11 protein-coding genes are annotated in these 26,497 nt (G+C 71.3%); 7 read left to right on the top strand and 4 right to left on the bottom strand.

Annotated elements, in window-relative coordinates:
- Positions 1-30 precede the first annotated feature (30 nt).
- Positions 31-816: a YwiC-like family protein gene (locus SALPAC3_RS0123110; protein WP_018223547.1), complete on the bottom strand. Its 786-nt coding sequence runs from the start codon at positions 814-816 to the stop codon at positions 31-33.
- Entirely contained in the window at positions 813-1,511 is a 699-nt protein-coding gene (locus tag SALPAC3_RS0123105) for a helix-turn-helix transcriptional regulator (protein ID WP_018223546.1), read from the bottom strand. Before SALPAC3_RS0123105 ends, SALPAC3_RS0123110 begins: the two co-directional genes overlap by 4 nt.
- Before the next feature lie 245 nt (positions 1,512-1,756).
- Here SALPAC3_RS0123105 and SALPAC3_RS0123100 point away from each other — a divergent pair, with 245 nt between their 5' ends.
- A complete protein-coding gene (locus SALPAC3_RS0123100; RefSeq protein WP_018223545.1) occupies positions 1,757-3,166 on the top strand; it encodes an acyl-CoA synthetase in 1,410 nt (469 codons plus the stop codon).
- A gap of 204 nt (positions 3,167-3,370) precedes the next feature.
- Positions 3,371-4,966, top strand: a complete 1,596-nt coding sequence (locus SALPAC3_RS0123095) for a ricin-type beta-trefoil lectin domain protein (protein ID WP_018223544.1) — start codon at positions 3,371-3,373, stop codon at positions 4,964-4,966.
- 121 nt (positions 4,967-5,087) lie between these two features.
- On the opposite strand, the gene SALPAC3_RS0123090 is transcribed toward SALPAC3_RS0123095, so the two are convergent.
- Positions 5,088-6,017, bottom strand: a complete 930-nt coding sequence (locus SALPAC3_RS0123090) for an alpha/beta hydrolase family protein (protein ID WP_018223543.1) — start codon at positions 6,015-6,017, stop codon at positions 5,088-5,090.
- Between the two features lie 152 nt (positions 6,018-6,169).
- Here SALPAC3_RS0123090 and SALPAC3_RS0123085 point away from each other — a divergent pair, with 152 nt between their 5' ends.
- Entirely contained in the window at positions 6,170-6,757 is a 588-nt protein-coding gene (locus tag SALPAC3_RS0123085; protein ID WP_018223542.1) for a TetR/AcrR family transcriptional regulator, read from the top strand.
- A gap of 162 nt (positions 6,758-6,919) precedes the next feature.
- Here SALPAC3_RS0123085 and SALPAC3_RS0123080 read toward each other — a convergent pair whose 3' ends face one another.
- Entirely contained in the window at positions 6,920-7,867 is a 948-nt protein-coding gene (locus tag SALPAC3_RS0123080; RefSeq protein ID WP_018223541.1) for a methionyl-tRNA formyltransferase, read from the bottom strand.
- 256 nt (positions 7,868-8,123) lie between these two features.
- Here SALPAC3_RS0123080 and SALPAC3_RS0123075 point away from each other — a divergent pair, with 256 nt between their 5' ends.
- From SALPAC3_RS0123075 to SALPAC3_RS0123060, 4 genes are all read left to right on the top strand, one after another.
- Positions 8,124-9,464, top strand: coding sequence for a lysine N(6)-hydroxylase/L-ornithine N(5)-oxygenase family protein (locus SALPAC3_RS0123075; protein WP_018223540.1), 1,341 nt, complete (start codon positions 8,124-8,126; stop codon positions 9,462-9,464).
- 175 nt (positions 9,465-9,639) lie between these two features.
- Positions 9,640-10,626, top strand: coding sequence for an iron-siderophore ABC transporter substrate-binding protein (locus SALPAC3_RS0123070; RefSeq protein ID WP_018223539.1), 987 nt, complete (start codon positions 9,640-9,642; stop codon positions 10,624-10,626).
- A gap of 155 nt (positions 10,627-10,781) precedes the next feature.
- Positions 10,782-26,273: a non-ribosomal peptide synthetase gene (locus SALPAC3_RS0123065; protein ID WP_018223538.1), complete on the top strand. Its 15,492-nt coding sequence runs from the start codon at positions 10,782-10,784 to the stop codon at positions 26,271-26,273.
- Positions 26,270-26,479, top strand: a complete 210-nt coding sequence (locus SALPAC3_RS0123060; RefSeq protein ID WP_018223537.1) for an MbtH family protein — start codon at positions 26,270-26,272, stop codon at positions 26,477-26,479. Before SALPAC3_RS0123065 ends, SALPAC3_RS0123060 begins: the two co-directional genes overlap by 4 nt.
- Positions 26,480-26,497: the final 18 nt, after the last annotated feature.

The following is a 26,497-nucleotide window of genomic DNA, read 5'->3' as shown; positions in this document are numbered from 1 at the left end:
CCACGGCCACCCGGCCGTGGGGTCAGCCCGTCAGGAGACCAACACCAGCGTGCCGAGCACCAGCACCGAACAGGCGATCTCGATCATGCCGACCGGGGCGGGACGCAGCGCCCGGCCGGGCAGCAGCCACGCCCGGATCAACAGCACCAGGAAGATCGGGGCGAGCCCGACGTCGAGCAGGGTCGCCACGACGAGCGCCGCGAGGTGGAAGCCGATGGACAGGCGCCGGTAGGAGGTGCTGCCGCGCTCCCGGATCATGGTCTTGACGTAGCAGACGGTTCCGGTCAGGTAGAGCAGCAGCACCACGAAGGCCGGGACGACCCGCTCCGGCGACACCCCCGCGATCGTGGCCACGACAAAGATCAGCAGGCAGCTCTGCAGCACCGAGGCGAGGTCGTTGAGCAGGGCCCGCTCGCGCCGGCGCCACGCGTACCCGGCGTTGACCGCCAGCAGCGCCGCAAAGGCCGGGGCGTACCAGAGCACAGCCGGCCGAACGAAAACCACCGCCAGCGCCAACGGCGCCGCGACCAGGGCGTAGAGCCGAATCTGGGCAAGATAGCGACGCGGTCGACGACTCTTGATGGCCTGGAAGACGTAGTAGGACAGCAGGTAGCCGGCCAACCAGGCGCCGAGCAGCGGCAACTGCGGCCATCCCGGTCCGACCACGACGACCCCGACCAGGTACGGCAGGAGCAGCATCGCCCAGGCGCCGTGCTGCGGCGGTAGATAGCGGCGGAGCACCCGCTGGCGGTTGCCGGGCCGGCGGCTGGTGGCGGGGCCGGTGGTCTTGGGTGCCGCCGACGACTGGGTGCTCATACCGGTCGGGTGGCGTCCGACGGGAGGGAGAGCCGCACCACACAGGCGGTGGGCGCGCCGAACGGCTCCAGCACGGTGTCGCCCGCCGGGGCGCCCGCCTGCTCCAGCGCGCCCCGGACGACGCCGACGTGCAGCCCGCAGATGGCGTCTGGATTCTGACTCACCAGTTCGAGGAAGGGGCAGGTGTGCAGGTGGATCTCGGTGTGCCCGTCCGCCGTCTGCTTCAGGTCCGGGTCGAAGCCCAGGCCGCGCAGGACCGCAATCGCGGTGTCGACCGGCTTTTCCCCTCGGGGTGTCGCCGCCGCGAGATGCCGCCCCCAGTCGTGGCCGGCGCGGACGGCCTCGGCCCGGGCGTCGCCCCGGCTCTGCCGGGCCAGGTGATCGAGCAGAGCCGCGGTGAGGGCGCGGTACGGCGCCGGCGCGGGGGCCTCCTCGGGCACCGTCCGGTAGCGCCAGGCCGGCCGCCCCGGCTGCCCCCCGCTGGCGCGGGCCTTGACCAGCAGCCCGGCGTTGACGAGCCGGTCGAGGTGGCTGCGGGCGGTGGAGGGGTGCAGGCCGGTCCGCGCACTGATCTCGGCGATGGTGAGGCCACCCTCGGCAGTGCGGGTCAATTCCAGGATTGACGCCCGGCTAAAGGTGCCGAGCGCCCGATGCCGGGTGGTGTCGATGGCCTGCCCGGTCGGCCCAATGTTCACGGTTGTCACGCTTGACCATGTTACAACGTCAAACATCGTCAAAACTTGAGGCGAATCCGCCTCGGGCACGCCGCACCCCCGCTGCGCTGCACCGACTGGCCGAGGTCGGCCGGGCCGGGAATGGTCGGGCCGGGGCGGGGTGGCCGGGTGGGCCGGAGCCGGGTGGGTCGGGGGCGGGGCCGGGTGGGCCGCAGCGGCGGGGCGCGGCTACGGTCGAAGGATCCGACGCGCGGAGGGGTGGGCCGGTGCGGCTACTCAGCTGGTTGTCCGAGTCCGTTGACGAGCGGCCGGACGCGGTCCAGATCAACGACCGGGGCGTGTCCTGGGGAGAGCTACGGCGGCTCGCCGCGGCCGTCGCCGACGACCTGTACGGCCTGGACCGGGTGGCCGTCGAGGCCAGCACGGATCTGGCGACGGTGGTCGGTGTCGCCGGGGCGCTGCTGGCAGGCGCGGCGGTCGTGCCGGTGCCGCCGGACGCCGGGCCGCGGGAACGGGACCACATCCTGCGCGACTCGGGCGCCGAGGCGGTACTCGTACCGGCGCACGGGAAGCGTCGGGGCGACCACCCCGGCCGACCCCTCATCCCGGTCGACCTCACCCGCCGGGCGGACAGCATCCGCCCGGAGCCCGACCCCGCCGACCCGGCGCTGATCCTCTACACCAGCGGCACCACGGGGGCACCGAAGGGGGTGGTGCTCTCCCGCCGGGCCGTCGCCGCCTGCCTGGACGGGCTCGCCGACGCCTGGGGCTGGACGCCGGACGATCTGCTGGTGCACGGGCTGCCCCTGTTCCACGTGCACGGCCTGGTCCTCGGTGTGCTCGGCCCACTGCGGCTGGGCAGCCGACTGCACCACGTGGGCCGGCCCACCCCGGAGCGGTATGCGGGCGCGGCCGGCTCGCTCTACTTCGGGGTGCCGACCATCTGGTCCCGGATCGCCGCCGCGCCGGCGGCCGCCCGGGCTCTGCGCTCGGCCCGGCTGCTGGTTTCGGGCAGCGCCGCCCTGCCCACGGCCGTCGGCACCGGTCTCGCCGCGCTGACCGGGCGCCGACTCGTGCAGCGGTACGGCATGACCGAAACGTTGATCACGGTCAGCGCCCGCGCCGACGGTCCGCACCGGCCGGACGCGGTGGGGCTGCCGCTGCCCGGGGTGCACACCCGCCTGGTGGACGACGGCGACGCCCCGTTGCCCGCCGACGGGGAGAGCATGGGTGAGTTGCAGGTGCGCGGTCCCACCCTCTTCGACGGGTACCTGCGCCGACCGGAGGCCGATGCGGCCAGCCGCACGTCCGACGGCTGGTTCCGCACCGGCGACGTGGCCACGATTGGTCCGGACGGCTGGCATCGGATCGTCGGTCGGGCCGGCACCGACCTGATCAAGAGTGGCGGCTATCGGATCGGGGCCGGCGAGGTGGAGGACGCGCTGCTGGCCCATCCGGGGGTCCGGGAGGCTGCCGTGGTCGGCATCCCCGACTCCGATCTCGGCCAGCAGGTAACGGCATACGTGGTGAGCGACGGCGTGGCGGAGTCGGAACTGATCGATTTCGTGGCCCGACAGTTGTCGGTGCACAAGCGCCCACGGCAGGTACGGCGGGTCGACGCCCTACCCCGCAACGCCCTGGGCAAAGTGCAGAAGTCTCGCCTGACCACGGAGTGACCGGCCGCACCGTCGGGCCCCAGAATTGGATCTGACCGGGTCCGGAAACCACCCTCGACGCCGCCCAGGGTCCGGAACCCCGACCCAATTAAGATCTTTGACCCTAGGAAGATAAATGAAAATTGACATATATCTTAACAAGCAGTTAACTTAACTGTGAGAGCGCTCTCGTGATCCCACCACCACCCCCTGGAGGTCACGCGAATGAGCCGCAAGCTGAGCGCACTGATGGGTCTCGCCCTCGGCACCTGTCTCGTGGTCACTGCCACCCCCGCCCCTGCCAGCCCCGCCACTGTCAGCCCGGCCGTCGTCCCACCCGCGGTCGCGTCCGCCACTGCAACGACACCCGCTACCACGGCGGCCACCACACCGGCCACCGCTGCGCCGGCGTTGGTCCCGGCCAGCCAGCTCGACGCGCTGCGCCGAGACCTTGGACTGACCGCCGAGGAGCTGGCCACGCGACTGGCCGTTGACGCCACCGCGTCTTCGATCGAGCCGCGAATGCGGGCCGAGCTGGCCGACGCGTACGCCGGAACCTGGGTCGCCCCCGACGGACGCACCACGGTGGTCGGGTTGACCGACCCCACGCTCACCGCCAAGGTACGCGCGGCCGGGGCGAAGCCCCGGATCGTCACCCACAGCCTCGCCGAGCTGCGCCAGCTCACCACCAAGCTGGACCGGCGGGCGACGGTCGCCGGCTCCGCGGTACATGCCTGGCATATCGCTCTGCCCAGCAACACGGTGTCGATCGAGGCCAGCAACACCGCGGCGGCCATCACGTTCGCCCGCGCCGCGGGGCTGCCCGACGACGCGCTGTCGGTGGTGGCCAGCACCGAGGCCTACCGCCCGTTCTACGACATCCGCGGCGGCGACCAGTACGTCATCAACAGCCGCCTCATCTGCTCGATTGGCTTCGCGGTCGCTGGCGGGTTCGTCACCGCCGGACACTGCGGCAACGTCGGCGAACCCACCACCGGCTCCGGGGCCGCGCAGGGGGTCATCCGGGGCTCCTCGTTCCCCGGCGACGACCTCGGCTGGATCGAAACCAACGCCAACTGGATCCCCCGGCCGTGGGTGTCCACCTACGACGGCAATGTGGTCACGGTGACCGGCTCGCAGGAAGCCGCGGTCGGTGCCGCGGTCTGTCGGTCTGGCCGGACCACCGGTTGGCAGTGCGGCACCATCACCGCCAAGAACGTCACCGTCAACTACTCCGCCGGGCCCGTCTACGAGATGGTCCGCAGCACCGCCTGTGCCCAACCCGGCGACTCCGGCGGGTCCTTCGTCGCCGGCTCCCAGGCGCAGGGCGTCACCTCGGGTGGCTCGGGCAACTGCACCACCGGCGGCAGCACCGTCTACCAGCCGGTCAACGAGATCCTGTCCCGCTACGGACTGTCACTGACCACGCCTGGCGGCGGATCAACCCACCAGATCATCGGGCTCGCCAACAAGTGCGTTGACGTGCCAGGCGCCAACGGAGCCGACGGTCAGTACCTGAACCTGTGGCACTGCAACGGCACCAACGCCCAGGACTGGACCTTCCCGGGCGACGGCACGATCCGGGCGTTCGGCCTCTGCATGGACGTGGCCTGGGGATCGGTCCAGAACGGTGCAGTGGTGCAACTGGCCTACTGCAGCGGCAACCCGGCCCAGCAGTGGGTGCTCACCAACACGGGAGAACTCGTCAACCCCCAGGCGAACAAGTGCCTTGATGTCAAGAATGGAAACAGCGCCGACGGTGCTCGGCTGCAGACCTACCAGTGCCATGGTGACGCCAATCAGCGGTGGCGCCTCGGATGAGCAGATCCGCACTCCGGTTCGCTGATATTGCGACCGGTGGACGATAGGAGCGCGGAACTGCGGTGAACGCGTCTGCGTTCACCGCAGTTCCGCGTGGGGAATCACCGTGGTGATGACCCGGTCACTTGACCGAGACCTGTCCCAGCCGGTCGATGTCGTCCCGCAGCGCGGCGCGTACCGTCGCCCACGTGTCGTCGCCGGGATTGAGCGCGCTGCGCAGGTACGCCGTGGTGAGCTGCTGGACGAGGGCGACTCGCTCGGGACTTTCGTCGGTCGTTTCCGTGACGGTGTAGCCGGCGATTCCGCCCAGGGAGTGCTCCGCCCCGTACAGGGTGAGCAGGCCCTTGGGGCCGGGGCTCAGGTGGTACGGATCGGTGAACCAGTCCGGCCCGCGTACGGAGAGCGGCGACTGGTCCTTGTCCCCCGCGACCACGAGCGCCGGCGTTGTCATCTCCGCGAAGCTTGGGCTCATGAACGGAAAGTGCTCGACCGCGAACGGACTCAGGTCGGCCCCGCCGGTGCCGGTCGTGGAGAGCAGCACACCGGCGGTGACCCGTGGGTCGGACATGTTCTCGCCGGGAAGGCCATCAGCTCCGAGGACCCGCGCCCCCAGCAGCATGCCGACCGTCTGGCCACCCCAGGAGTGTCCAACCGCGGCGATCCGGCCACGGTCGAGTCGCCCGGCGAGACCGGGAACGGCGGCCTCGATGACGTCGAGGTGGTCGAGCGTGCGCTTCAGGTCGGCGACGCGGAAGCGCCAGATCTCCGGGTGTCGGGGATCGTCGGGCGCGATGTTCAGCGTGCGGGAGTCAAGGTGGGTGGGCTGGGCCACCACAAAACCGCGTGCTGCCCAGTAGTCGACCAGCGGGGCGTATGCCCGCATCGACTTGCCGAAGCCGTGCGAGAAGATGATGATTGGTAGTTCGCGTCCAGCCACGGGGGCCGAGATCCGGATCTGCAGGTCCTCGCCACGGTCCGCGGCCGGCAGGGTCACCGGGCTGACCGAGACGATCGGGGTGGGCGCTCCTGCCGCTACGTCGCTGTTGAACATGGATGAAGCTCCTTGAAAGTGCTGGGTGAGGCGCAATACGTGGACCTGAGCGGGCGGTCCGACGCACAATCAAGCGGAACCCCGTTCCGCTTGCCCCAACAATACGGAACCTGACTCCGCATGCCATTGATTGTGATGGAGGTAACAGCATCGTGAGCGCATCCGACCACGGGCCGCAGACGTCCGCGCGGAAGCGGGCCGATGCCCGACGCAACGAGCAGAGCCTGCTCGACGCGGCCGCCGCCGCCTTTCTCGCCGCCGGCGTGGACGCGCCGGTACGCGAGATCGCCGCCCGGGCCGGGGTGGGTGTCGGCACGATCTACCGCCACTTCCCGACGCGCGCCGACCTCGTCATCGCCGTCTACCGACACCAGGTCGAAGCCGCCGCCGAGGCCGGCCCGACACTGCTGGCGACGAGCGACACCCCATTCGCCGCCCTCGCGCAGTGGATCGACCTCTTTGTCGACTTCCTGGTCACCAAGCACGGCCTCGCCGAAGCGCTCCAGTCCGACGACACCACCTTCGAGGCGCTACACGCCTACTTCCTCGACCGCCTCGTCCCCGTGTGCACCCGGCTACTCGACGCCGCGGCCACCGCGGGGGAGGTGCGCCCCGACGTGGCGGCCTACGAACTCATGCGCGGCGTGGGCAACCTGTGCATCGGCGCCGGTAGGGACCCCCGCTACGACGCGCGCCGTCTGGTTGAGCTCCTCATCGCCGGGCTGCGCCTCAACCCCTGACTGTGGGTGAACGATTCCCGGGAATGCGCCAAGTGCGGCCGCCGGGCCGGCCAGAACTTCCGCCGCCGCGCTGATCACGATCTTGCGCGGCGGCGAAGGGCCGGCCCCGCCCGGGGCCGGCCGACGAGCCGGTGATTAGGAGGCGGCAGTGGGCCGCCGGCGTCAGGGCCGGTCGGTGAGGTAGCCGCCCATGGACGTGAGGTACTCCGTCGCGGGCAGCTCCCGGCCGTCCTCGGTCCGTACGCGGGTGATGGCCAGACCATGGTTACGGCCCGTACGGGCATCGGCGCCGGCGACGATCGCCACGCCGTCACCCTCCCGGTAGAAGATGCGTCCAGGGGTGCCGCCGTACCGGCCCTCAGACACGACGGCGGCCAGGATCTCCAGGCGCTTGCCCTTGTGGAAGGTGAAGGCCGCTGGATACGGAGCGGACTGGGCGCGGACAAGCCGCTCCAGGACCTCGGCGGGCCAGTCCCAGTTGATCCGGATGTCTTCCTCGGCCCGCTTGTGGAAGAAGGTGGCCTGAGCGCGGGACTGCGGGGTGAATTCGGTCTCGCCAGCCGCGATGCGGGCCAGGGCTCCGATCGTGACGGGGGCGATCAGTTCGACCGTCTTGTGGAACAGGTCGGTCGTCGTGTCGGTGGGGCCCACGGGTACGGCGCGCTGGTCCACGATGTCCCCAGCGTCGAGCACGTCGTCCATCATGTGGGCCGTGACACCAACCTCGGTCTCCCCGTTGATGAGTGCCCAGATCAGTGGGGAGAAGCCGGCGTACTTGGGCAGCAGCGAGTCGTGGATGTTGAGGGTGCCGTGCCGTGGCAGGGTGTAGATGCGCGGCGGGATCCAGGTCCGCCAGTTGTTGGCGACGATGATGTCCGGGTCGGCTTCCTTGAGCCGCTGGAGAAGCTCCTCGTCGTCGGGACGGTTGCGGATGACGACCGGGACGCCGTTCTCCTCGGCCAGTTCGGCGACTGAGTCGCTCCAGATCTTCTCGTAGGCATGCTCGCTCTTGGGGTGTGTCACGACCATCACCACGTCGTGCTCGGAGTCCAGCAGCGCCGTCAGGGTGCGATGGCCCCAGGTCTGATAACCGAACATGACGACCCGCATCGGGTTCCTCCTCAGAAAGAGCGAATGCTAGGCTAAGTAAAGCAAGCCTTACCTAAGCAGCGCAACAAGGCTGTTACCGGACTGACTTGCCCCCGAACTAGTGAACTACCCGCTTTGCCCATCGACAACATGGTCAACTAAGGTTAGCCTTACCTGGGCTCCGCTCGGCATGTCGGCCTCCGACGTGCCTCGCTCCCCCTTGCCCCACCCTGAAACGACGCCTGGTGGGCGACCATCCCGGACGAATGGGAGTGACATGTCACAGACTCTTCCTGGCGACGCACCACTGATCCACGATCTGATCGGCATCGGCTTCGGCCCGTCGAACCTTGCCATGGCCATCGCCCTGAACGAGCACAACGCGCGCGTGGGAAGGCAGGAGGCGGTCACCGCCCACTTCTTCGAGCAGCAACCCCGGTTCGGCTGGCACCGCGGCATGCTCATCGACGACGCGACGATGCAGGTGTCCTTTTTGAAGGACCTCGTGACGCTGCGGAACCCACCAAGTGAGTACAGCTTTCTCTGCTACCTCCGGGACAAGGGCCGCCTGATCGACTTCGTCAACCACAAGACCCTCTTCCCGCTCCGGGTCGAATTCCACGACTACTTCGAGTGGGCCGCGGCGAAGGTCGACGACATGGTCTCGTACGGCCACGAGGTCCTCACCGTCGAGCCCGTCGTCCGCGACGAAGTGGTGGAATACCTCGACGTGACGGCCCGGTCCGGCGACGAGGTCGTGGTGCACCGCGCCCGCAACCTCGTCGTCAGCACCGGGCTGCGCCCGGTCATGCCGGAGGGCGTCGAGCCGACCGAGCGCATCTGGCACAGCTCCGAACTACTGACGAAGGTGGACGGCCTCGAAGGCACCAACCCTTCCCGCTTCGTCGTTGTCGGCGCTGGCCAGAGCGCCGCCGAGAACGTCGCCTACCTGCACCGCCGCTTTCCGGAGGCCGAGATCTGCGCCGTCTTCTCCCGCTACGGCTACAGCCCGGCCGACGACAGCAGCTTCGCCAACCGCATCTTCGACCCACAGGCGGTCGACGAGTACTTCACCGCGCCCGACGAGGTGAAACACAGGCTGATGGACTACCACGGCAACACCAACTACTCCGTGGTGGACATCGATCTCATCGAGGACCTGTACCGACAGTCGTACCAGGAAAAAGTGCTCGGCACCGAGCGCCTGCGCTTCCTGAACGTCTCGCGCCTCACGCACGTCGAGGAGACGCCCGACGGGGTCCATGTCACCGTCAGGTCCCTCGCTACCGGCGAGGAACACGGGTTGGACGCCGACGTCGTCGTGTACGCCACCGGGTACCGGCCCGCCGACGGCCTCGGCCCCCTCGGCGCGGTCGCGGACCGGTGCCACCGCGACGACCAGGGTCGAGTCCGCGTCGAGCGCGACTACCGCGTGGCGACCGACCCCGAACTACGCTGCGGCATCTACCTCCAGGGCGACACCGAGCACACCCACGGCATCACCTCCTCCCTACTGTCCAACACCGCGATCCGGGTCGGCGAGATCCTGGAGTCGATCCTCGACCGGGACCTCAAGGTCATGCCCGACGCCGCACCGTCGGTCGCCGCCGCCCGATAGGAGCCCCTGGCCGGGGTGGCCCCCGGCCGCTGGACCGTCCTGCCCCAAGCCCAGGCCACACTGCCCGGGCCGCCCGTAGCGCCGTCATTCCCGGCAGCTCGGGAGCGCACTGTGACCCCTCGTGAAAGGAATATCCGTGTTCCCTGGTACCCGCCTTGGTAGAACTCTCCCCCGCGTGGCCATCGCCACCCTCGCTACTCTCGCCCTCGCCGCCTGCGGCGGCGGCGCGGAGAGTTCCGAATCGACGCCCTCGGGCGAGGCGAGTGCGGACTCGGCCGCGGTATTCCCCGTGACAGTCGAGCACAAGTACGGCAGCACGACGATCGACCAGGAGCCGAAGAGGATCGTCACGCTGGGCCTGTCCGACCATGACACGGCCCTCGCCCTGGGCGTCAAGCCGGTCGGCGCGGTGGACTGGTTCAAGGAGCAGCCCTACGGCAAGTGGTCCTGGGCCAAGGAGAAGTGGGGTTCGACCCCGCCCGAGATCGTCGGTGAGCGCGACGAGTACAACATCGAGAAGATCGCCGCCCTCGACCCGGACCTGATCATCGCGCAGTACTCCGGCATGAAGAAGGAGCAGTACGACACCCTGTCCAAGATTACCAAGGTCGTCGCCCAGCCCAAGGGCGCCGAGGACTACCAGGCGGACTGGAAGGTCATGACCCAGCAGATCGGTAGGTCGCTGGGCAAGGAGGCCGAGACCACCAAGCTGATCGCCGACGTGGACGCCAAGTTCAAGGCCGTCCGTGACAAGCACCCGGAGTGGAGCGGCAAGACCGTCGCCGTCGGCGAGCCCTACGAGCCGGGCACGTTCACGGCCTTCTCCCCGAAGGACCCAAAGGTCGTCTTCCTGACCGAGATGGGCTTCACCACCTCCGAGGAGTACCGCGCCGCCCTCGGCACGGAGAACCTCATGGACTTCAGCGTCGAGCGCTTTGACGTCATGGAGGCCGACCGCACGGTGTGGCTGGGCACCCTGGACACCGAGAAGGCGATGAAGGCCGACCCGCTGTACCAGAAGACCAAGGTCAACCAGGAGCAGCGGGACCTCTTCCTGCCCTACGACAGCCCGGACATCGGTGCCGCGCTCTCCTTCAACACCGTGCTGTCGATCCCGTACGCGATCGACCAGGTCGTCCCGATGCTCGAGGCCATCGAGTAGGCCGTCGAGCAGGCGGAGACGGATCCCGCACCCCCCGTGGGATCCGTCTCCGCCGAACCCCGCCCGCCGGGTGAGCACGCCTCCCCCGGCCGGGCGTTCCTCGCCCCCTCTCACAACCATCACTGACACACCACCAGGGAGAGGTCACACGAGCGATGGTCAACGCCGAGTCGGACCGGACGCGGGCTGCCGGTATCCCCGTCACCAGTGGGCAATCCGGCATCTGGCTGGCCCAGCAGATCGAGCCGGACAGCTCGGCGTACACCGTCTCATTCACCGTGCATCTACGCGGGGACGTCGATCTCGACTGTTTGGCGGACGCCATCCGGCAGGTGAGCGAGGAGGCTGACTGCCTCCATGTGCGGATCGGAGACGAGGACGGCCGCCCGCGCCAGTGGCCCCGGCGCTTCCCCGTCGAGGTCCGCACCGTCGACCTGCGCGGTGCGGACGACGCCGAACACATCGCCTGGGAGTGGATGGAGGCCGACCGCCGAGGCGCGCCCGGACTCGATCAGGACGGTCCGCTGTTCGCACACACCCTGATCCGGCTTGAGGACGACCGGCTCCTATGGTGCCAGCGTTACCACCACATGGTCATCGACGGCGTGGGCGTGGCGCTGATCTCCCGTAGGGTCGGCGACATCTACACCGCCGCCGAGCCGGCGGGCGAGGTCGACTGGTCGCTGAGCAGGCTGCTGGACTCCGAGCGGGCCTACCGTGCATCCACGCAGTACCACGCCGACCGGGACTTCTGGCTCGACCGGTTCGCGGACCGGCCCGAACCGGTCCGCCTCGTCGAGCGCTCCGCATCGCTGATCTCCCGCCGCTTCCGGCACACCACGGAGCTGTCCCAGCAGGACACCGCCCGCCTCCGGAGCACCGCCGCGGATGCCGGTGTCCGCCTGTCCGCGCTCCTGGTGGCGGCCGTCGCCGCCTACACGCACCGGGTCACGGGAGCGAGGGACCTCGTGCTCGGGCTGCCAGTCACCACTCGCCGGGATCCCACGGCCGCGGACGTGCCCGGCATGGTGTCCAACACTCTCCCGCTCCGGCTGAGCGTCCACCCGGGTATGAGCCCGGTCGAGCTCATGGGCCAGGTGAAGGTCCGCATCGGTGAGACCATCACGCACAGCCGCTACCGCGCCGAGGAACTGGCCAAGGACCTCGGCCTGGCCGAGGGCGTGGCTCAACTCGTCGGCCCCACGGTCAACATCCTGCCCGGCACCGACTGGCTCCGGCTCCGCGACCACACCTCCGACCTACACCCGCAGTGGGCAGGACCAGTAAGCGACCTGGCCGTGATTGTCGGCGAATGGCAGCGCGACGCGGTCCGGATCATTTTCGACGTGGACGCCCACATGTGCGACGAGGAGACCCTGGCCGACCACCAGCGCCGCTTCGGCGTCGTCCTCGACGCCTTCGCCGAGGAGTCCGGCAGCCCGCTCGGCCGCATCGATCTGACCGCTGAGTCCGAACGTGAACTGCTGCTCGGCGAGCTCGGTACGGCGCCCCACGAAGCGCCGGAGCTGTCCTGGCCCGCCGCCTTCGAGCGCCAGGTCGGCCTCGCCTCGGACTCCGTTGCCCTCGTGTACGAGGACCGGAAGCTCACCTACGCCGAGCTGAACGCCGCCGCGAACCGCCTCGCCCGGCTACTCGCCGCCCGGGGCGTGGGTGCCGAGGACATCGTGGCCGTAGCCCTGCCGCGCTCCCCGGAACTCGTGGTCTGCCTGCTGGCCGTCATGAAAGCCGGCGCGGCGTACCTGCCGCTCGACGCCGACCACCCGCCGGACCGCATTGCCTACATGCTGGACGACGCGGGCGCCCGGACGGTCGTGACGACGCGGGAGCTGTCCGCCGACCTGCCCACCACTCCCCGCATCGAGCGGGTGTTCCTCGACGAGCCGTCGGTGGCGGCCGAGTGCGCCGCCCTCGACGCCGCCAACCCCAGCGTGCCGGTCGCCCTGGACCAGGCCGCGTATGTCATCTACACGTCGGGCTCGACCGGCCGCCCCAAGGGCGTCGTGCTCTCGCACGACGGTGTCGGCAGCCTGATCGCCACCGCGACCGAGCGGATCGGCATCACCACCGACAGCCGCGTGGTGCAGTTCGCCTCCGTCGGGTTCGACGTGACGGTCTGGGAGCTGATCATGGCGCTGTGCGTGGGCGGACGGATCATTGTCGTCCCCACCGAGCGCCGTGTCGCCAGCCCCGCGCTGACCGACTACATCGCCCGTCACCGTGCCACCCACATGGCCCTGCCGCCGTCGCTGGTCTCCGCGCTGCCGCGGGACTGTGAACTGCCCGACGGCGCCGTGCTGCTGGTCGGCACCGAGGCGGTGCCCAGCGAGCTTATCGCCCGATGGGCCGGGCGGCTCCAGGTCGTCGTCGCCTACGGACTCACCGAGGCGACCGTCAACTCCACATTGTGGATCGCCGAGCAAGACCGGCCCGGACCCGCCCCGATCGGTCGGCCCGACCCCAACACCCGGGTGTACGTGCTCGACTCGGCCCTGCGACCAGTCCCGGTCGGCTCCGAGGGCGAGCTCTACGTCTCCGGCCGCGGACTCGCCCGCGGCTACCTCGGCCGTCCCGGCCTCACCTCGGAGCGCTTCGTCGCCGATCCCTTCGCCGAGCGCCCGGGTACGCGGATGTACCGCACCGGTGACCGGGTGCGCTGGAGCGTCGATGGCAACCTGGAGTTCCTGGGTCGGACGGACGGCCAGATCAAGATCCGTGGGCACCGCATCGAACCCGGCGAGATCGAGAGCGCCTTCATGGCCTGCCCAGGCATCGCCCAAGCCGCAGTCCTGGTCCGCGAGGACCACCGGAAGGTGAAGCGGCTGGTGGCGTACCTCGTGGCCGAGTCCGGCACAGACGCCGAGGCCGCCGTGGCCGAGGCCCGCGCCACGATCGCGGACGTGCTGCCCGACTACATGGTCCCCTCCGCCGTCGTACGGCTGGACGGCCCGCTGCCGCTGACACCCAACGGCAAGCTCGACTCCCGCGCCCTGCCCGCGCCCCAGTGGACGGTGCTGGGCGGGGACGACGCACCCACCACCCCGGCCGAGTCCACGCTCGCCGGGCTGTTCGCGGACGTGCTCGGCCTGTCGTCGGTGGGCGTGCACGACAGCTTCTTCGAACTGGGCGGCGACAGCATCATCGCGATCCAGCTCGTCAACCGCGCCCGCGAGGCCGGTCTCCCGCTCGCTCCACGCGACGTGTTCCGGCACCGTACCGTCGCCGCCCTGGCCCGTCACGCGGCCGGCGCGGCGGACGCTCCGCACCCGGCCGGCGCCGCACTGCCCGCGCCGTTCTCCCTGGTCGAGCTGACGGACGCCGAGCGCGCCGAGTGCGCCGCCGCCGTGCCGGGATTGGTGGACGCCGTGCCCGCCACCCCTCTCCAGGAGGGCTTCGTCTTCCACGCCACCGTCGATGAGGCGGGTGCCGACGGATACGCCGTACAGAACACCCTCGAACTGGCCGGCGACGTCGACCCCGAGGCGCTGCGGGCCGCCATCCAGGGCCTCCTCGACCGCCACCCGCTGCTGCGCGCCGGCTTCCACCAGCTGGCCGACGGGCGCATCCTCCAGCTCGTCGGAGGGCGCGCCGCCCTGCCCTGGCGCTACGCCGACCTGTCCGACCGAAACCCCGAAGCCCGGCAGGCGGCCGCCGAGGCCATCGCCGGCGAGCAACGGGCCGAGGCCTTTGACCTGGCCGTACCGCCCCTGCTGCGGGCCGCACTGGTCCGGCACGGGGCCGACCGCTCCCAACTGGTACTGACCCTGCACCACATCGTGGTGGACGGCTGGTCGGTCTCGCTCCTGATGCGCGAGCTGCTGGACGGCTACCGTCCCGGTGCCGAGCCCGTGCGGCCGCGGGACGACCCGGCGTACCGGGCATACGCCGGCTGGCTCGCCGGACGCGACCGCCTGGCCGCGTTGGACGCGTGGCGCGAGGCGCTGGCCGGCTACGACGGCCCGGCCCGGCTCCCCCTGCGGGCCGCGGACACCGAAGCGCACCGCACCGACACCGTTGCCGTCGACCTGTCCACCGAGGACACCGCCGCGCTCACCGCGCGGGCCCGGTCGCTCGGGCTGACCCTCGGCAGCGTCGTCCAGGGCGGCTTCGGCCTTCTACTTGGCGATCTGACCGGCACCCGTGACCTCGTCTTCGGCAGCACCGTCTCCGGCCGCCAGGCCCCTGTCGAGGGCGTGGAATCCGTGGTCGGCCTCCTTATCAACACCCTGCCCGCGCGGCTGCGGTGGCGGCCCGAGCAGTCGCTGGCCGACGTGCTCGCGCGGTTCCAGGACGAGCAGGCCGATCTGCTGGAGCACCAGCACGTCGGACTCGCCGAGATCCAGCGTGCCCTCGGCCGCGGTGAGCTGTTCGAGGCGCTGGCCGTCGTGGAGAACCTGCCGGAGGCGGGCGAGCCCGCCGACCCAGCCGGACTGGTGCGGGTGACCGGCTCACACATCCGGGACGCGGTGCACTATCCGCTGGCCCTGACCGTCGTGCCTGGCGAGAAGCTCCAGCTGCGCCTGGACCACGACCCGGCCCGCGTCGCCCCCGCCGCCGCCACCCGGTTCGCCGGCCGGTTGCGGGCGTTGCTCGGCCGGCTTGTCACGGACCCGCTCTGCCCGGTGGCGCGGCTCGCGCTCAATGCTCCCGGCGAGGACCGGGCCGCCCTCGACCGGATGGCCGGTGAGGACCTGCCCCTGCCCGACGACACCGTGCACGGGGCATTCGGCCGGCAGGCCCGCCGGACCCCGGACGCCACCGCCCTGATCCACGAGGACGGGCGGACCACGTACGCCGACCTGGACGCGCGCGCCGAGGCACTGGCCGGCCGACTGGTCGCGCAGGGCGTGACGCCCGGGTCCGTCGTCGCCGTCGCCGTACCCCGATCCGCCGAGGCCCTGGCAGCCCTGCTCGGCGTCCTCAAGGCCGGCGCCGCCTACCTGCCGGTCGACGTCGACCACCCGGGCGACCGGATCCGCTACCTGCTCGAAGACGCCGGGGCGCGGACCGTCGTCGTCACAGCCGCGTCCCAGACCCGGCTGCCCCTCCTCGACGGCGTGACGCACGTTCTCCTCGGTGCGGACCAGCCGGTCCCGGCGCCCGTGGCCATGTCCGTCCACCCGGACGACGCGGCGTACGTGATCTATACCTCCGGGTCCACCGGCCGCCCCAAGGGCGTCGTCGTGTCCCACCGCGCGGCCACCAGCCAGCTCGCCTGGACCGCCGAGCGGTTCGGGTTCGGCCCCGGCGAGCGGGTCCTGCACCAGTACTCGACCAGCTTCGACCCGTCCCTGCTGGAGATCTTCACCCCGCTGCTCACCGGCGGAACCGTGGTGATCGCCCGCCCCGACGGGCACCGCGACCCGGCGTACCTGGTCGACCTGGTCCGCCGCGAGCGGGTCACCAGCATCGACCTGGTGCCCTCACTCTATGGTGCGCTACTCGCCGAGGTAGGCCCGGACGAGTGGTGGGCCACGCTGCGCCGCGCCTTCAGCGGCGGCGAGTCCCTGCCGGCGCCGCTTGCCCGGCGCTGGCGGGAGCACACCGGGGTGCCGCTGTTCAACGTGTACGGCCCCACCGAGGCCACCATCCAGGTGACCAGTTGGGAGGCCGGCTCCTGCACCGAGGACGCCGGCACCATCCCGATCGGACGAGCGGTGTCGAACACCCGCCTGTACGTCCTCGACGCCTACCTGCGTCCGATGGCGGCGGGCGAGCCGGGTGAGCTCTACATCGCGGGCGCACAGCTGGCCCGCGGCTATCTCGGTCGCCCCGGGCTGACCGCGGAGCGCTTCGTCGCCGATCCGTTCGGCGGTCCGGGAGAGCGGATGTACCGCACCGGAGACATGGTTCAGTTCAGTGGAGACGGCGTGCTCACCTACCTTGGGCGCACCGACCACCAGGTCAAGATCAGGGGTAACCGGGTGGAACTCGGGGAAATCGAGGCCCGGCTGCGTGACGAGCCGGCCGTCGGCGACGCGGTCGTCGTGGCACGCGAGGACGAGCGGCGAGTCAAGCAGCTGGTGGCCTACCTGGTACCGGCAGCAGGAGCGCGGGAACTGGACACCGAGGCGGTGCGTGCGGCGCTGACCGGCTCGCTGCCCGCCGCGATGGTGCCCGGCCACTTCGTACGGCTCGACGCGCTACCGCTGACGCCCGGCGGGAAGACCGATCTCGCAGCGCTGCCCGCGCCCGAGGTCCGCAGACGGCCGGCCCGCGACGCCCGCGAGGGTCGCGAGCAGCAGCTCTGCGGCATCTTCGCCGACGTGCTCGGTATCGACGACGTCAACGCCGACGAGGACTTCTTCGTCCTGGGCGGTGACAGCATCCTGTCCATGTCGGTCTCCAGCCGCGCCCGCCGGGCCGGCCTGGCGGTGACTCCGCGCGACATCTTCGCGCACCGCACCCCGGCCGCCCTCGCGGCCGCCCTCAACGGCACACAGGCCACCCTCGCGCCCGTGGCCACGGACTCCGACGGCGTCGGCGACATCACCCTGCTGCCGATCGTCCACCAGCTCCGCGAGGACGGCGGCACGATTGGCCGCTTCAACCTCTCGATGCTGCTCCAGGCACCCGCCGGCGCGGACGCCGGCAAGCTGGCGCAGGTCCTCCAGGCCGTCCTCGACCACCACGACGGGCTGCGCCTCACCCTGGCCCGGATGGACCTGGGTCCGGCCATCCCCGCGCTGTGGTCCGCCCGGACGACCCCCGCCGGATCGGTGGACGCCGCCGAGCTGCTGCGCCGCGTCGACGTGTGCGACCTGACCCAGGCGGGGCTGCGCAAGGCCGTCACCGAGGAATCCGACGCCGCCGCGGACCGGCTCGACCCCGACAGCGGTGTCACGGTGCAGGCCGTGTGGTTCGACGCGGGCGCCGAGCGGCCCGGCCGGCTGCTACTCGTCGTCCACCACCTCGTGATGGACGGAGTGTCCTGGCGGGTGCTCCTCGGCGACCTCGCCACCGCGTGGGAGGCCATCGTCCACGGAGAGCGCCCGGCCCTGGAGCCGGTGCCCACCTCCCTGCGCCGCTTCGCCCGGGAGGTCGCCGAGCAGGCCTCCTCGCCGCAACGGCAGGCCGAACTGCCCCACTGGGCCAAGACCCTGGCCCCCGGCGCCGAGCTCGTCGCCGGAGCCACCCGCACCGGAACCGCGGGTGCGGCCCGGGAGCACGTCGTCACGCTGCCCGCCGACCCGACCCGGGCGCTGCTCACCACCGTGCCCGCGGCCGCCGGCGCCGACGTCACCGAGGTGCTGCTCGCCGCGCTGCGGCTGGCCGTGTCGCGCCACCGCTCGGGCCAGGACGGCGACCTGCTGGTCGACCTGGAACGCCACGGCCGCGATGGGGTCGGCGACGCCGACCTCTCCCGCACCGTGGGCTGGTTCACCAGCCTCCACCCAGTCCGGCTGCCCGCCGCCGAGGACCCCCTCGACGTGCTGAAGCAGGTCAAGGAGTCGGTTCGTTCCGCGCCCGACTCCGGTGCCGGGTACGGCATGCTGCGCTACCTCAACCCGCAGCTCGCCCCGGTGTTCTCCCAGTTGTCCACCGCCCAGGTGCTGTTCAACTACTTCGGCCGGCTGCCCGCCGACCAAGCCGTGGACTGGGCCCCGGCCGTCGAGTCCGATGCGCTGGCTGTCGAGCCGGACGCTGATCTGGCCATGCCGTACCCGCTCCAGGTCAACGTCGTGTGCGCGGAGACCCCGGACGGCCCCGAACTGCGCGCCACCTGGACCTGGCCAGACGGCACCGCACTGACCGAGGACGACGTCCACGCCCTGGGCGAGGCCTGGGCCGACGCCCTGCGTGGCCTCGTCGGCCGGACCGCCGCCCCCGGCGCCCGCCCCGGCCTCACCCCCTCGGACGTCTCGCTGGTCACCCTCACCCAGGCCGACATCGACCTGGTCGAAGGGGTCAGCCCGGCGCCGGTGGCCGACATCTGGCCGCTGTCGCCGCTCCAGGAGGGGATCTACTTCCACGCCAGCTACGACACGACGGCGCTGGACGTCTACACCGCGCAGGACACCTTCGACTTCGACCGCCGGCTCGACGCCGACCGGCTGCGCGCCGCCTGCGCGACCCTGCTGCGCCGGCACCCCAGCCTGCGCGCGGGCATCGTCAGCGACGGTCTCCCGGAGCCCGCGCAGTTCGTCTGCCCGCCCTCCGAGTTGCCCGCACCGCTCACCGAGATCGACCTGACCGGCCTGCCCGAGACCGAGCGGCGGGCCCGGCTCGTGGCGATCTCCGACGCCGACCGGCACAAGCGGTTCGACCTGGCGGCACCCCCGCTGTTCCGGCTCACCCTGATCCGGCTCACCGACACCACCGACCGCCTGATGCTCAGCCACCACCTGATCGCGTGGGACGGCTGGTCCCAGTCCCTCTTCCTCGACGAGTTCCTGGAGCTGTACGCGGCGTCCGGCGACGACAGCGCCCTGCCCGCCGCCGGCAGCTACCGCGACTACCTGAGCTGGCTCGCCGGCCAGGACTTCGACGCGGCCCTCGAGACCTGGCGTAGCGCCCTCGCGGGATTGGACGAGCCCACCCTCATTGCCCGGGAACGCGGCGACGAGCCGACCATCCCGCACCGCCGCACCCTCAGCCTGGGCCGGCCGCTGAGTGAGCGGTTGCGATCCTCCGCCCGCGAGCACGGCCTGACCATCAACGCGGTGCTGTCCGCCGCATGGGCGCTGGTCCTGTCCGCCACCGTGGGCCGCGACGACGTGGTGTTCGGCGCCACCGTTGCCGGCCGCCCCGCGGACGTAGCCAGGGTCGAGACCACCATCGGCATGTTCCTCAACACCGTGCCCCAGCGGATCACCCTCGATCCGGCCGAGCCAATCGGTGACCTACTGCGTCGCATCCAGGCCGAGCGGGTCACGCTGATGGACCACGAGTACCTGGGCCTCGCCGAACTCCAGCGCGCCGGCGGCCATCCGACTCTCTTCGACACCCTGTATGTCCTGCAGAACTTCGCTGACGAGGGCGCCTTCCGACAGCTGGCGGAGAGCCACGGCATCACCGGCGTGGGTAGCGTGGACGCCACCCACTACCCGATGACGCTGATCGTCAACCCGGCCGAGACGGTCCAGGTCAAACTGGAGTACCGCCCCGACCTGGTGGATGACGAACAGGCAGCGGCCACTCTGGACCGCTTCGGCGCCCTCGTGGAGCGACTGATCGGCGACCTGACCGCCCGCACCGGCACCCTGGACCTGCTGCTACCCGGCGAGCGCGAGTCCCTCGCCACCGACTGGGCGGGAAGTCAGGAGCCGTTGCCGAACGAGACCGTCGCGGACATGCTGACCGCCCAGGTGGCCCGTACCCCGGACGCCGTCGCCCTGGTCTTCGGCGAGCGCGCCCTCACGTACGCCGAACTGGACGCGCACATCAACCGGATCGCCCGGCTGCTGCTCGCCCGGGGTGCCGGACCGGAGAAGACCGTCGCCCTGGCACTGCCGCGTTCCATCGAGATGGTGGCCGCGCTGTTCGCCGTACTGCGCACGGGAGCGGCGTACCTGCCGCTGGACCTGGACCACCCGGCGGACCGGCTACGGCTGATGATCGCGGACACCGGGCCGCTGTGCCTGCTGTCCACCACCGCCGTGGCCCCGGCCCTGCGCGGCGAGGCCGGCCCGCTCGCCCCGGAAGTACTGCTGGATGACGAGGCCGTGGTGGCCGAGCTGGTCGGGCTCCCGGGTGGCGAGGTCAGCGACGCCGAGCGGCCCGCGTTCGCCCAGGACCGGGTGGACCGCCTTGAGCACCCGGCGTACGTCATCTACACGTCCGGCTCCACCGGCACGCCCAAGGGTGTCGTCACCCCCTACCGGGGCCTGACGAACATGCAGCTCAACCACCAGAAGGAGATTTTCGACCCGGCGATCGCCTCGGCCGGTGGACGGCGACTACGTATCGCGCACACCGTCTCCTTCGCCTTCGACATGTCCTGGGAGGAACTGCTTTGGCTCGTCGAGGGCCATGAGGTCCACGTCTGCGACGAGGAGCTCCGCCGCGACGCCGAGGCCCTGGTCGCCTACTGTGACAGCCACCGCATCGACGTGGTCAACGTGACGCCCACCTACGCCCAGTTACTCATCGAGGAGGGCCTCCTCGATCACGACGAGGAGGCCGGGAAGCACCGCCCCGCGCTCGTCCTGCTCGGCGGCGAGGCCGTCTCGGACACGGTGTGGACGAAGCTGCGTCGCACTGACGGCACGTACGGCTACAACCTGTACGGCCCGACCGAGTACACGATCAACACCCTGGGCGGCTCCACCGCCGACAGCGCCACCCCCACGGTCGGCCTGCCCATCCGTAACACCCGCGCCTACGTCCTGGACGCCATGCTGCGACCGGTCCCGCCAGGTTGCCCCGGCGAGCTGTATATCGCGGGCACCGGCCTGGCCCGCGGCTACCACGACCGGCCCGGCCTGAGCGCCGAGCGGTTCGTCGCGGACCCGTTCGGGGCGCCGGGGATGCGGATGTACCGCACCGGAGACCTCGTTCGGCAGCGCCCCGACGGTCTGCTGGACTTCCTCGGCCGCACCGACGACCAGGTGAAGATCCGCGGTTACCGAATCGAACTGGGTGAGATCGCCGCCGCCCTGTCGGCGCACCCCGAGGTGGCGCACGCCGCCGTGATCGTCAGCGAGGCGACCGGCAGCAAACGCCTGGTCGGATACTTCGTACCTGAGGCCGGCGCCGAGGCGGGGGAAGAGCTCCTGCAGCGCCTGCGCGAGCAGGTGAAGGCCGGGTTGCCGGACTACATGGTTCCGGCCGCCTTGGTGCCCGTCGCCGCACTCCCGCTGACCGTCAACGGCAAGCTGAACGTCCGTGCGCTGCCCGCCCCCGATTTCGGCGGGACGGGCCCCAGCCGCACCCCGCGCACCCCAGCGGAGGAGACGCTGTGCGCGCTGTTCGCGGAGATTCTCGGCCTGCCCGTGGGCAGCGTCGGCATCGACAGCGACTTCTTCGAGCTGGGCGGCCACTCCCTGTTGGCCACCCGCCTGATCAGCCGCGCCCGCACCGCGCTCGCCGCCGAACTCGCCATCCGCGACCTGTTCGAGGCGCCCACCGTGGCGGAGCTGGTGGACCGCGCGGCCCGCTCCGGGGGTGCCGCCCAGCCCGCGCTGACCATCGGTGAGCGGCCCGCCGAGCTGCCGCTGTCTCACGCCCAGCAGCGGCTGTGGGTCATCCAGCACATCGAGTGCACCTCCACGGCGTACAACTTCCCGCTGGTCATGCGGCTGCGCGGGGCCCTGGACCTGGACGCCTGGACCGCGGCCCTCGCCGACGTGACGGCCCGTCACGAGGCCCTGCGCACCGTCTTCGCGGAACGCGATGGCCAGGCCTTCCAGCGGGTCCTATCCGCCGAGGAGTCCCAGCCCGCGGTCGAGCACCTGCGGGCCGCCGAGAACGAGGTGCCCGGCCTGGTCGACGCCGCGATCAACCGACCCTTCGACCTCGCCGCCGAACTGCCGCTGCGGGCCACGGTCATCGAGGTGACGCCGGACGAGCACGTCGTTGTGATCCTGCTGCACCACATCACCACCGACGAATGGTCGGACCGGCCATTCCTGCGCGACCTCGGCACGGCCTACGCGTCCCGCCTCGACGCCGGCACCGCTCCCAGCTGGGAGCCGCTGCCGGTCCAGTACGCCGACTACGCGCTGTGGCAGCAGCGGCTACTCGGCGACCCGGCGGATGCGGACAGCCTGGCCGCCCGCCAGCTGGACCACTGGCACTCGGTCCTGGACGGGGCGCCGGAGGAGTTGGAGCTGCCCACCGACCGGCCCCGCCCGGCCCGCCCCGCCTTCACCGGCGCCGAGTTGGACATCGCGTTCGACCCAGACATCCACGAAGGACTCAGGCGGATCGCCCGCGAGACCGGCGCCAGCATGTTCATGGTCGTACACGCGGCCGTCGCCGCCCTGCTGCACCGGCTGGGGGCGGGAACGGACATCCCGCTCGGTTCACCCATCGCGGGCCGCGGCGACGAGGCGCTGGACGACCTGGTCGGCTTCTTCGTCAACACGCTCGTCCTGCGCACCGACCTGAGCGGCGACCCGAGCTTCACCGAGCTGCTGGCCCGGGTCCGCGAGACGGACCTGGCGGCGTTCTCCCACGCGGACGTGCCGTTCGAGTCGGTCGTCGAGAAGCTCAACCCGACCCGGTCACTGTCCCGGAACCCACTGTTCCAGGTGATGGTCGGCTATCACGCCCGCGTCGGCGAGGAGCTGGATCTGGCCGGGCTCGGCGTGGAGCCCGTGCCGTTCCGCATCCGCTCCGCCAAGTTCGACCTGGTCTTCAGCTTCACCGAGCACACGGAGGCCGACGGCAGCGCCGGATCGCTGGTCTGCCGGCTGGAGTTCGCCACCGAGCTCTTCGACCAGGAGACGGCCGAGCGGATCGGGGAACGGCTGCGCACCCTGGTCGCGGCCCTGGTCGCGGCGCCCGGCGAGCCTGTCTCGCAGGCGGAGGTCCTCAACCCCGGCGAGCGTCACCTGGTCCTTGAACGCTTCAACGGCGCTCCCCGCGAGGTCGACGAGGAGACCCTGCCGGCCCTGTTCGCGCGGCGGCTGGCCGAGCGGCCCGACGCGGTCGCCGTCGTGGACCACGCGCGCTCGCTGACGTACGAGCGGCTGGACGCCCGGGCCAACCGGACCGCCCGGCTGCTCGCCGCGCACGGTGTGGGCGCCGAGAGCGTGGTCGGCGTGGCCGTGCCCCGCTCGGCCGACATGATCGCCACGGTGCTGGCCGTGCTCAAGCTGGGCGCCGCGTTCTTGCCGCTCGACCTGGCCCAGCCCGCTGACCGCCTCGCCCACATGATCGAGGACTCGGGGGCGGCGCTGGTCGTCGGCACCGAACCGGTGGCCGGGAAGATCCCCCCGGTGGCGGACGTACCGCTGGTGCTGCTCGACGCGCCGCAGACCGCCACCGAGTTGGAGGCGCTGTCCGAAGCCGCCATCGAGGGCGTGCGGGTAGGCCTGGACCAGGCCGCGTACGTCATCTACACCTCCGGTTCCACCGGCCGGCCCAAGGGCGTCGTCGTCCCGCACGAAGGCATCGCCAGTCTGGTGGCCACCGCCGTTGATCGGATGGGTCTGGAGCCGGACAGCCGGGTCCTGCAGTTCGCCTCGATCGGCTTCGACGTCTTCGTCTTCGAGCTGGCGATGGCCCTGTGCCACGGCGGACGACTCGTCCTCATCACCGACGAGGCACGGGTCGCCGGCCCCGCGCTCACCGACTTCCTCACCGATCAGCGGATCACCCACATGATCCTGCCGCCGTCGCTGGTGTCGGCGCTGCCGCCGGGCTGCGAGTTGCCCGAGGGCTCCACGGTCCTCGTCGGCACCGAGACGGTGCCGCCGGACCTCTTCGAACGCTTCGGCGCCACGGCCAACCTGATCTGCGCGTACGGGCTCACCGAGGCGACGGTCAACTCCACGCTGTGGGCTGCGCGCGAGTACGGCGGCCGACCGGGCGGCCGGGTTCCCATCGGCCGGCCCGACCCCAACACCCGCTGCTACGTCCTGGACGACCAGCTGCGTCCGGTCCCGCCGGGCGTCGTGGGCGAGCTGTACGTCGCCGGCCGCGGCCTGGCGCTCGGCTACCTCGGCAGGGCGGGGCTCACCTCGGAGCGCTTCGTCGCGGACCCCTTCGGCGCCGCCGGACGCCGCATGTACCGCACCGGCGACCGCGCCCGCTGGCGCGCCGACGGCAACCTCGACTTCCTCGGCCGGGTCGACACGCAGGTGAAGGTGCGCGGCTTCCGCATCGAGCTCGGCGAGATCGAGGCCGCGCTCGCCTCGCACCCGTCAGTCGCCCAGGCCGCCGTACTGCCGGACCGGGACGGCGACATCGTGCGCCTGATCGGATACGCGGTACCGGAGTCGGGGGAACCGGACCCACAGGAGCTGCGCGCCCACGTGGCCGGGCTGGTGCCCGAGTACATGGTCCCGACGCTCGTCGTGGCGCTGGACGGCCCGCTGCCGCTCACGCCCAACGGCAAGCTGGACCGCAAGGCGCTGCCCATGCCCGACTGGTCCACGATGACCGGCGACGCCCGTCCGGCCACCGAGACGCAGGCCCGCCTGGCGGCCCTGTTCTGCGACATCCTCAGACTGGACAACGTCGGCATCCACGACAACTTCTTCGCGCTGGGCGGCCACTCCATGGCCTCGATGCGGCTCCTGGGCCGCATCCGCGCCGAGTTCGGCGTGGAGCTGAGCATCCGCGACGTCTTCGACGCGCTGACGGTGGCCGGTCTGGCCGGCAAGTTGGAGGGCGCGGCAGCCGCGCGTCCGGCACTGCAGCCGACCGAGGACGCGGGCGGCGGCCTCCTGCCGGCCGCACCGGTCCAGCGCTGGCAGTGGGAGTCGCACCGCCGCGCCCCCGGCTTCGACGGTGCCCTGGTCCTGCGCTCCCCTGAGGGCGGCGTGGACGCCGAGGTCCTGGCCACGGCCCTCGCCGACCTGGTCGCCCGGCACGAGCCGCTGCGCACGGCCTTCACCGAGCACGACGGCGGGTTGCTCCAGCTGCCGGTCGAAGGCACAGCCCTCGCCGTCGACCGGTGCGCCGACCTGGACGCCCGACTCGCGGAACTCGCCGCGGCGAACCCGGACCTGGAGCACGATGCCCCGCTGCGGGCCTGCCTGCTGACGGACCCGGCTGGCGCCCAGGCGCTCCTGCTGACCATGCACTACCTCGCGGTGGACGAATGGTCGGTGGTACCGCTGTTCCGCGACCTCACCACGGCGTACGCGGCCCGCGCGATGGGCCGGGCACCCGAGTGGGAGCCGTTGCCGGTGACGTACCGGGACTACACCCGCTGGGCGCATGAGGTGCTGGGCGACCTCGCCGACCCTGACAGCCGGGGCGGGCAGCAGCTCGCGTACTGGCGGCGGACGCTCCACGACGCCCCGCCGGAACTGGCGCTTCCGACGGACGGCCCGCGCCTGTCCGCCGAGGGCGGTGACTACGTGGGCTTCGTCCTGGACGAGCACCTGCACGCGGCCGTGGACGAGCTGGCCCGGGCAACCGGCACCAGCATGTTCATGGTGCTGCACTCGGCCCTGGCGGCCCTGCTCACCGGCCATGGTGCGGGCACCGATCTGCCCATCGGTACGATGGTCGCCGGCCGTGGCGATGACCAGCTGGCCGATCTGGTCGGCTGCTTCCTCAACACCGTGGTGCTTCGGACCGACACGGCCGGCGACCCGGCCTTCACCGAGCTGCTGACCCGGGTGCGGGAGACCACGCTCAGCGCGCTGGAACGGCAGGACGTGCCGTTCGACGCGGTCGTCCGGGCCACCGGTCTGCCACCGCAGGGCCCGCAGGTCATGGTGATCCACCACGAGCAGGCGAACCTCGGGCAGCTGGAGGGCGGCATGGGATCCTTCCATGCCGTACCAACCGGCACGGCGCGGACGGAGCTGACCCTCAGCTTCTACGAGCCGCCGGGCGACGGCCCCGTGCACTGTGAACTCAGCTACGCCCACAGCCTGCTCGGCCCGGCCAAGGCCCGGCAGCTTGCCGACGAGCTTCAGACACTGCTGCGCACCGCCGCGGCCGACCCCGAGCAGCCGCTCTCCGAGCTGTTCATCGCAGAGTCCACGAGGAGTGACGACGTATGAGCACCAACCCGTTCGAGGACCCGCAGGGCCGCTTCCTGGTCCTGGTCAACGAAGAGAACCAGCACTCGCTGTGGCCGTCCTTCGCCGAGGTCCCCGCCGGGTGGCGGACCGCCTTCGGTGAGGACACCCGTGCGGCCTGCCTCGCCTATGTCGAGTCCAACTGGACCGACCTGCGCCCAGCGAGCCTGATTGCCCAGCAGGACTGACAGTCAGAAGGTGAGATG

Source organism: Salinispora pacifica DSM 45544 (genome assembly GCF_000378845.1).
GTDB classification, from domain to species: domain Bacteria; phylum Actinomycetota; class Actinomycetes; order Mycobacteriales; family Micromonosporaceae; genus Micromonospora; species Micromonospora pacifica.
The sequence above is the reverse complement of the archived record's forward strand: the minus strand, read 5'-3'. Positions and strand labels throughout refer to the sequence as shown.

Coding starts and splice junctions, on each gene's coding strand:
- SALPAC3_RS0123110 (WP_018223547.1), bottom strand. CDS start 816: ATGAGCACCCAGTCGTCGGCGGCACCCAAGACCACCGGCCCCGCCACC.
- SALPAC3_RS0123095 (WP_018223544.1), top strand. CDS start 3,371: ATGAGCCGCAAGCTGAGCGCACTGATGGGTCTCGCCCTCGGCACCTGT.
- SALPAC3_RS0123090 (WP_018223543.1), bottom strand. CDS start 6,017: ATGTTCAACAGCGACGTAGCGGCAGGAGCGCCCACCCCGATCGTCTCG.
- SALPAC3_RS0123080 (WP_018223541.1), bottom strand. CDS start 7,867: ATGCGGGTCGTCATGTTCGGTTATCAGACCTGGGGCCATCGCACCCTG.
- SALPAC3_RS0123075 (WP_018223540.1), top strand. CDS start 8,124: ATGTCACAGACTCTTCCTGGCGACGCACCACTGATCCACGATCTGATC.
- SALPAC3_RS0123065 (WP_018223538.1), top strand. CDS start 10,782: ATGGTCAACGCCGAGTCGGACCGGACGCGGGCTGCCGGTATCCCCGTC.
- SALPAC3_RS0123060 (WP_018223537.1), top strand. CDS start 26,270: ATGAGCACCAACCCGTTCGAGGACCCGCAGGGCCGCTTCCTGGTCCTG.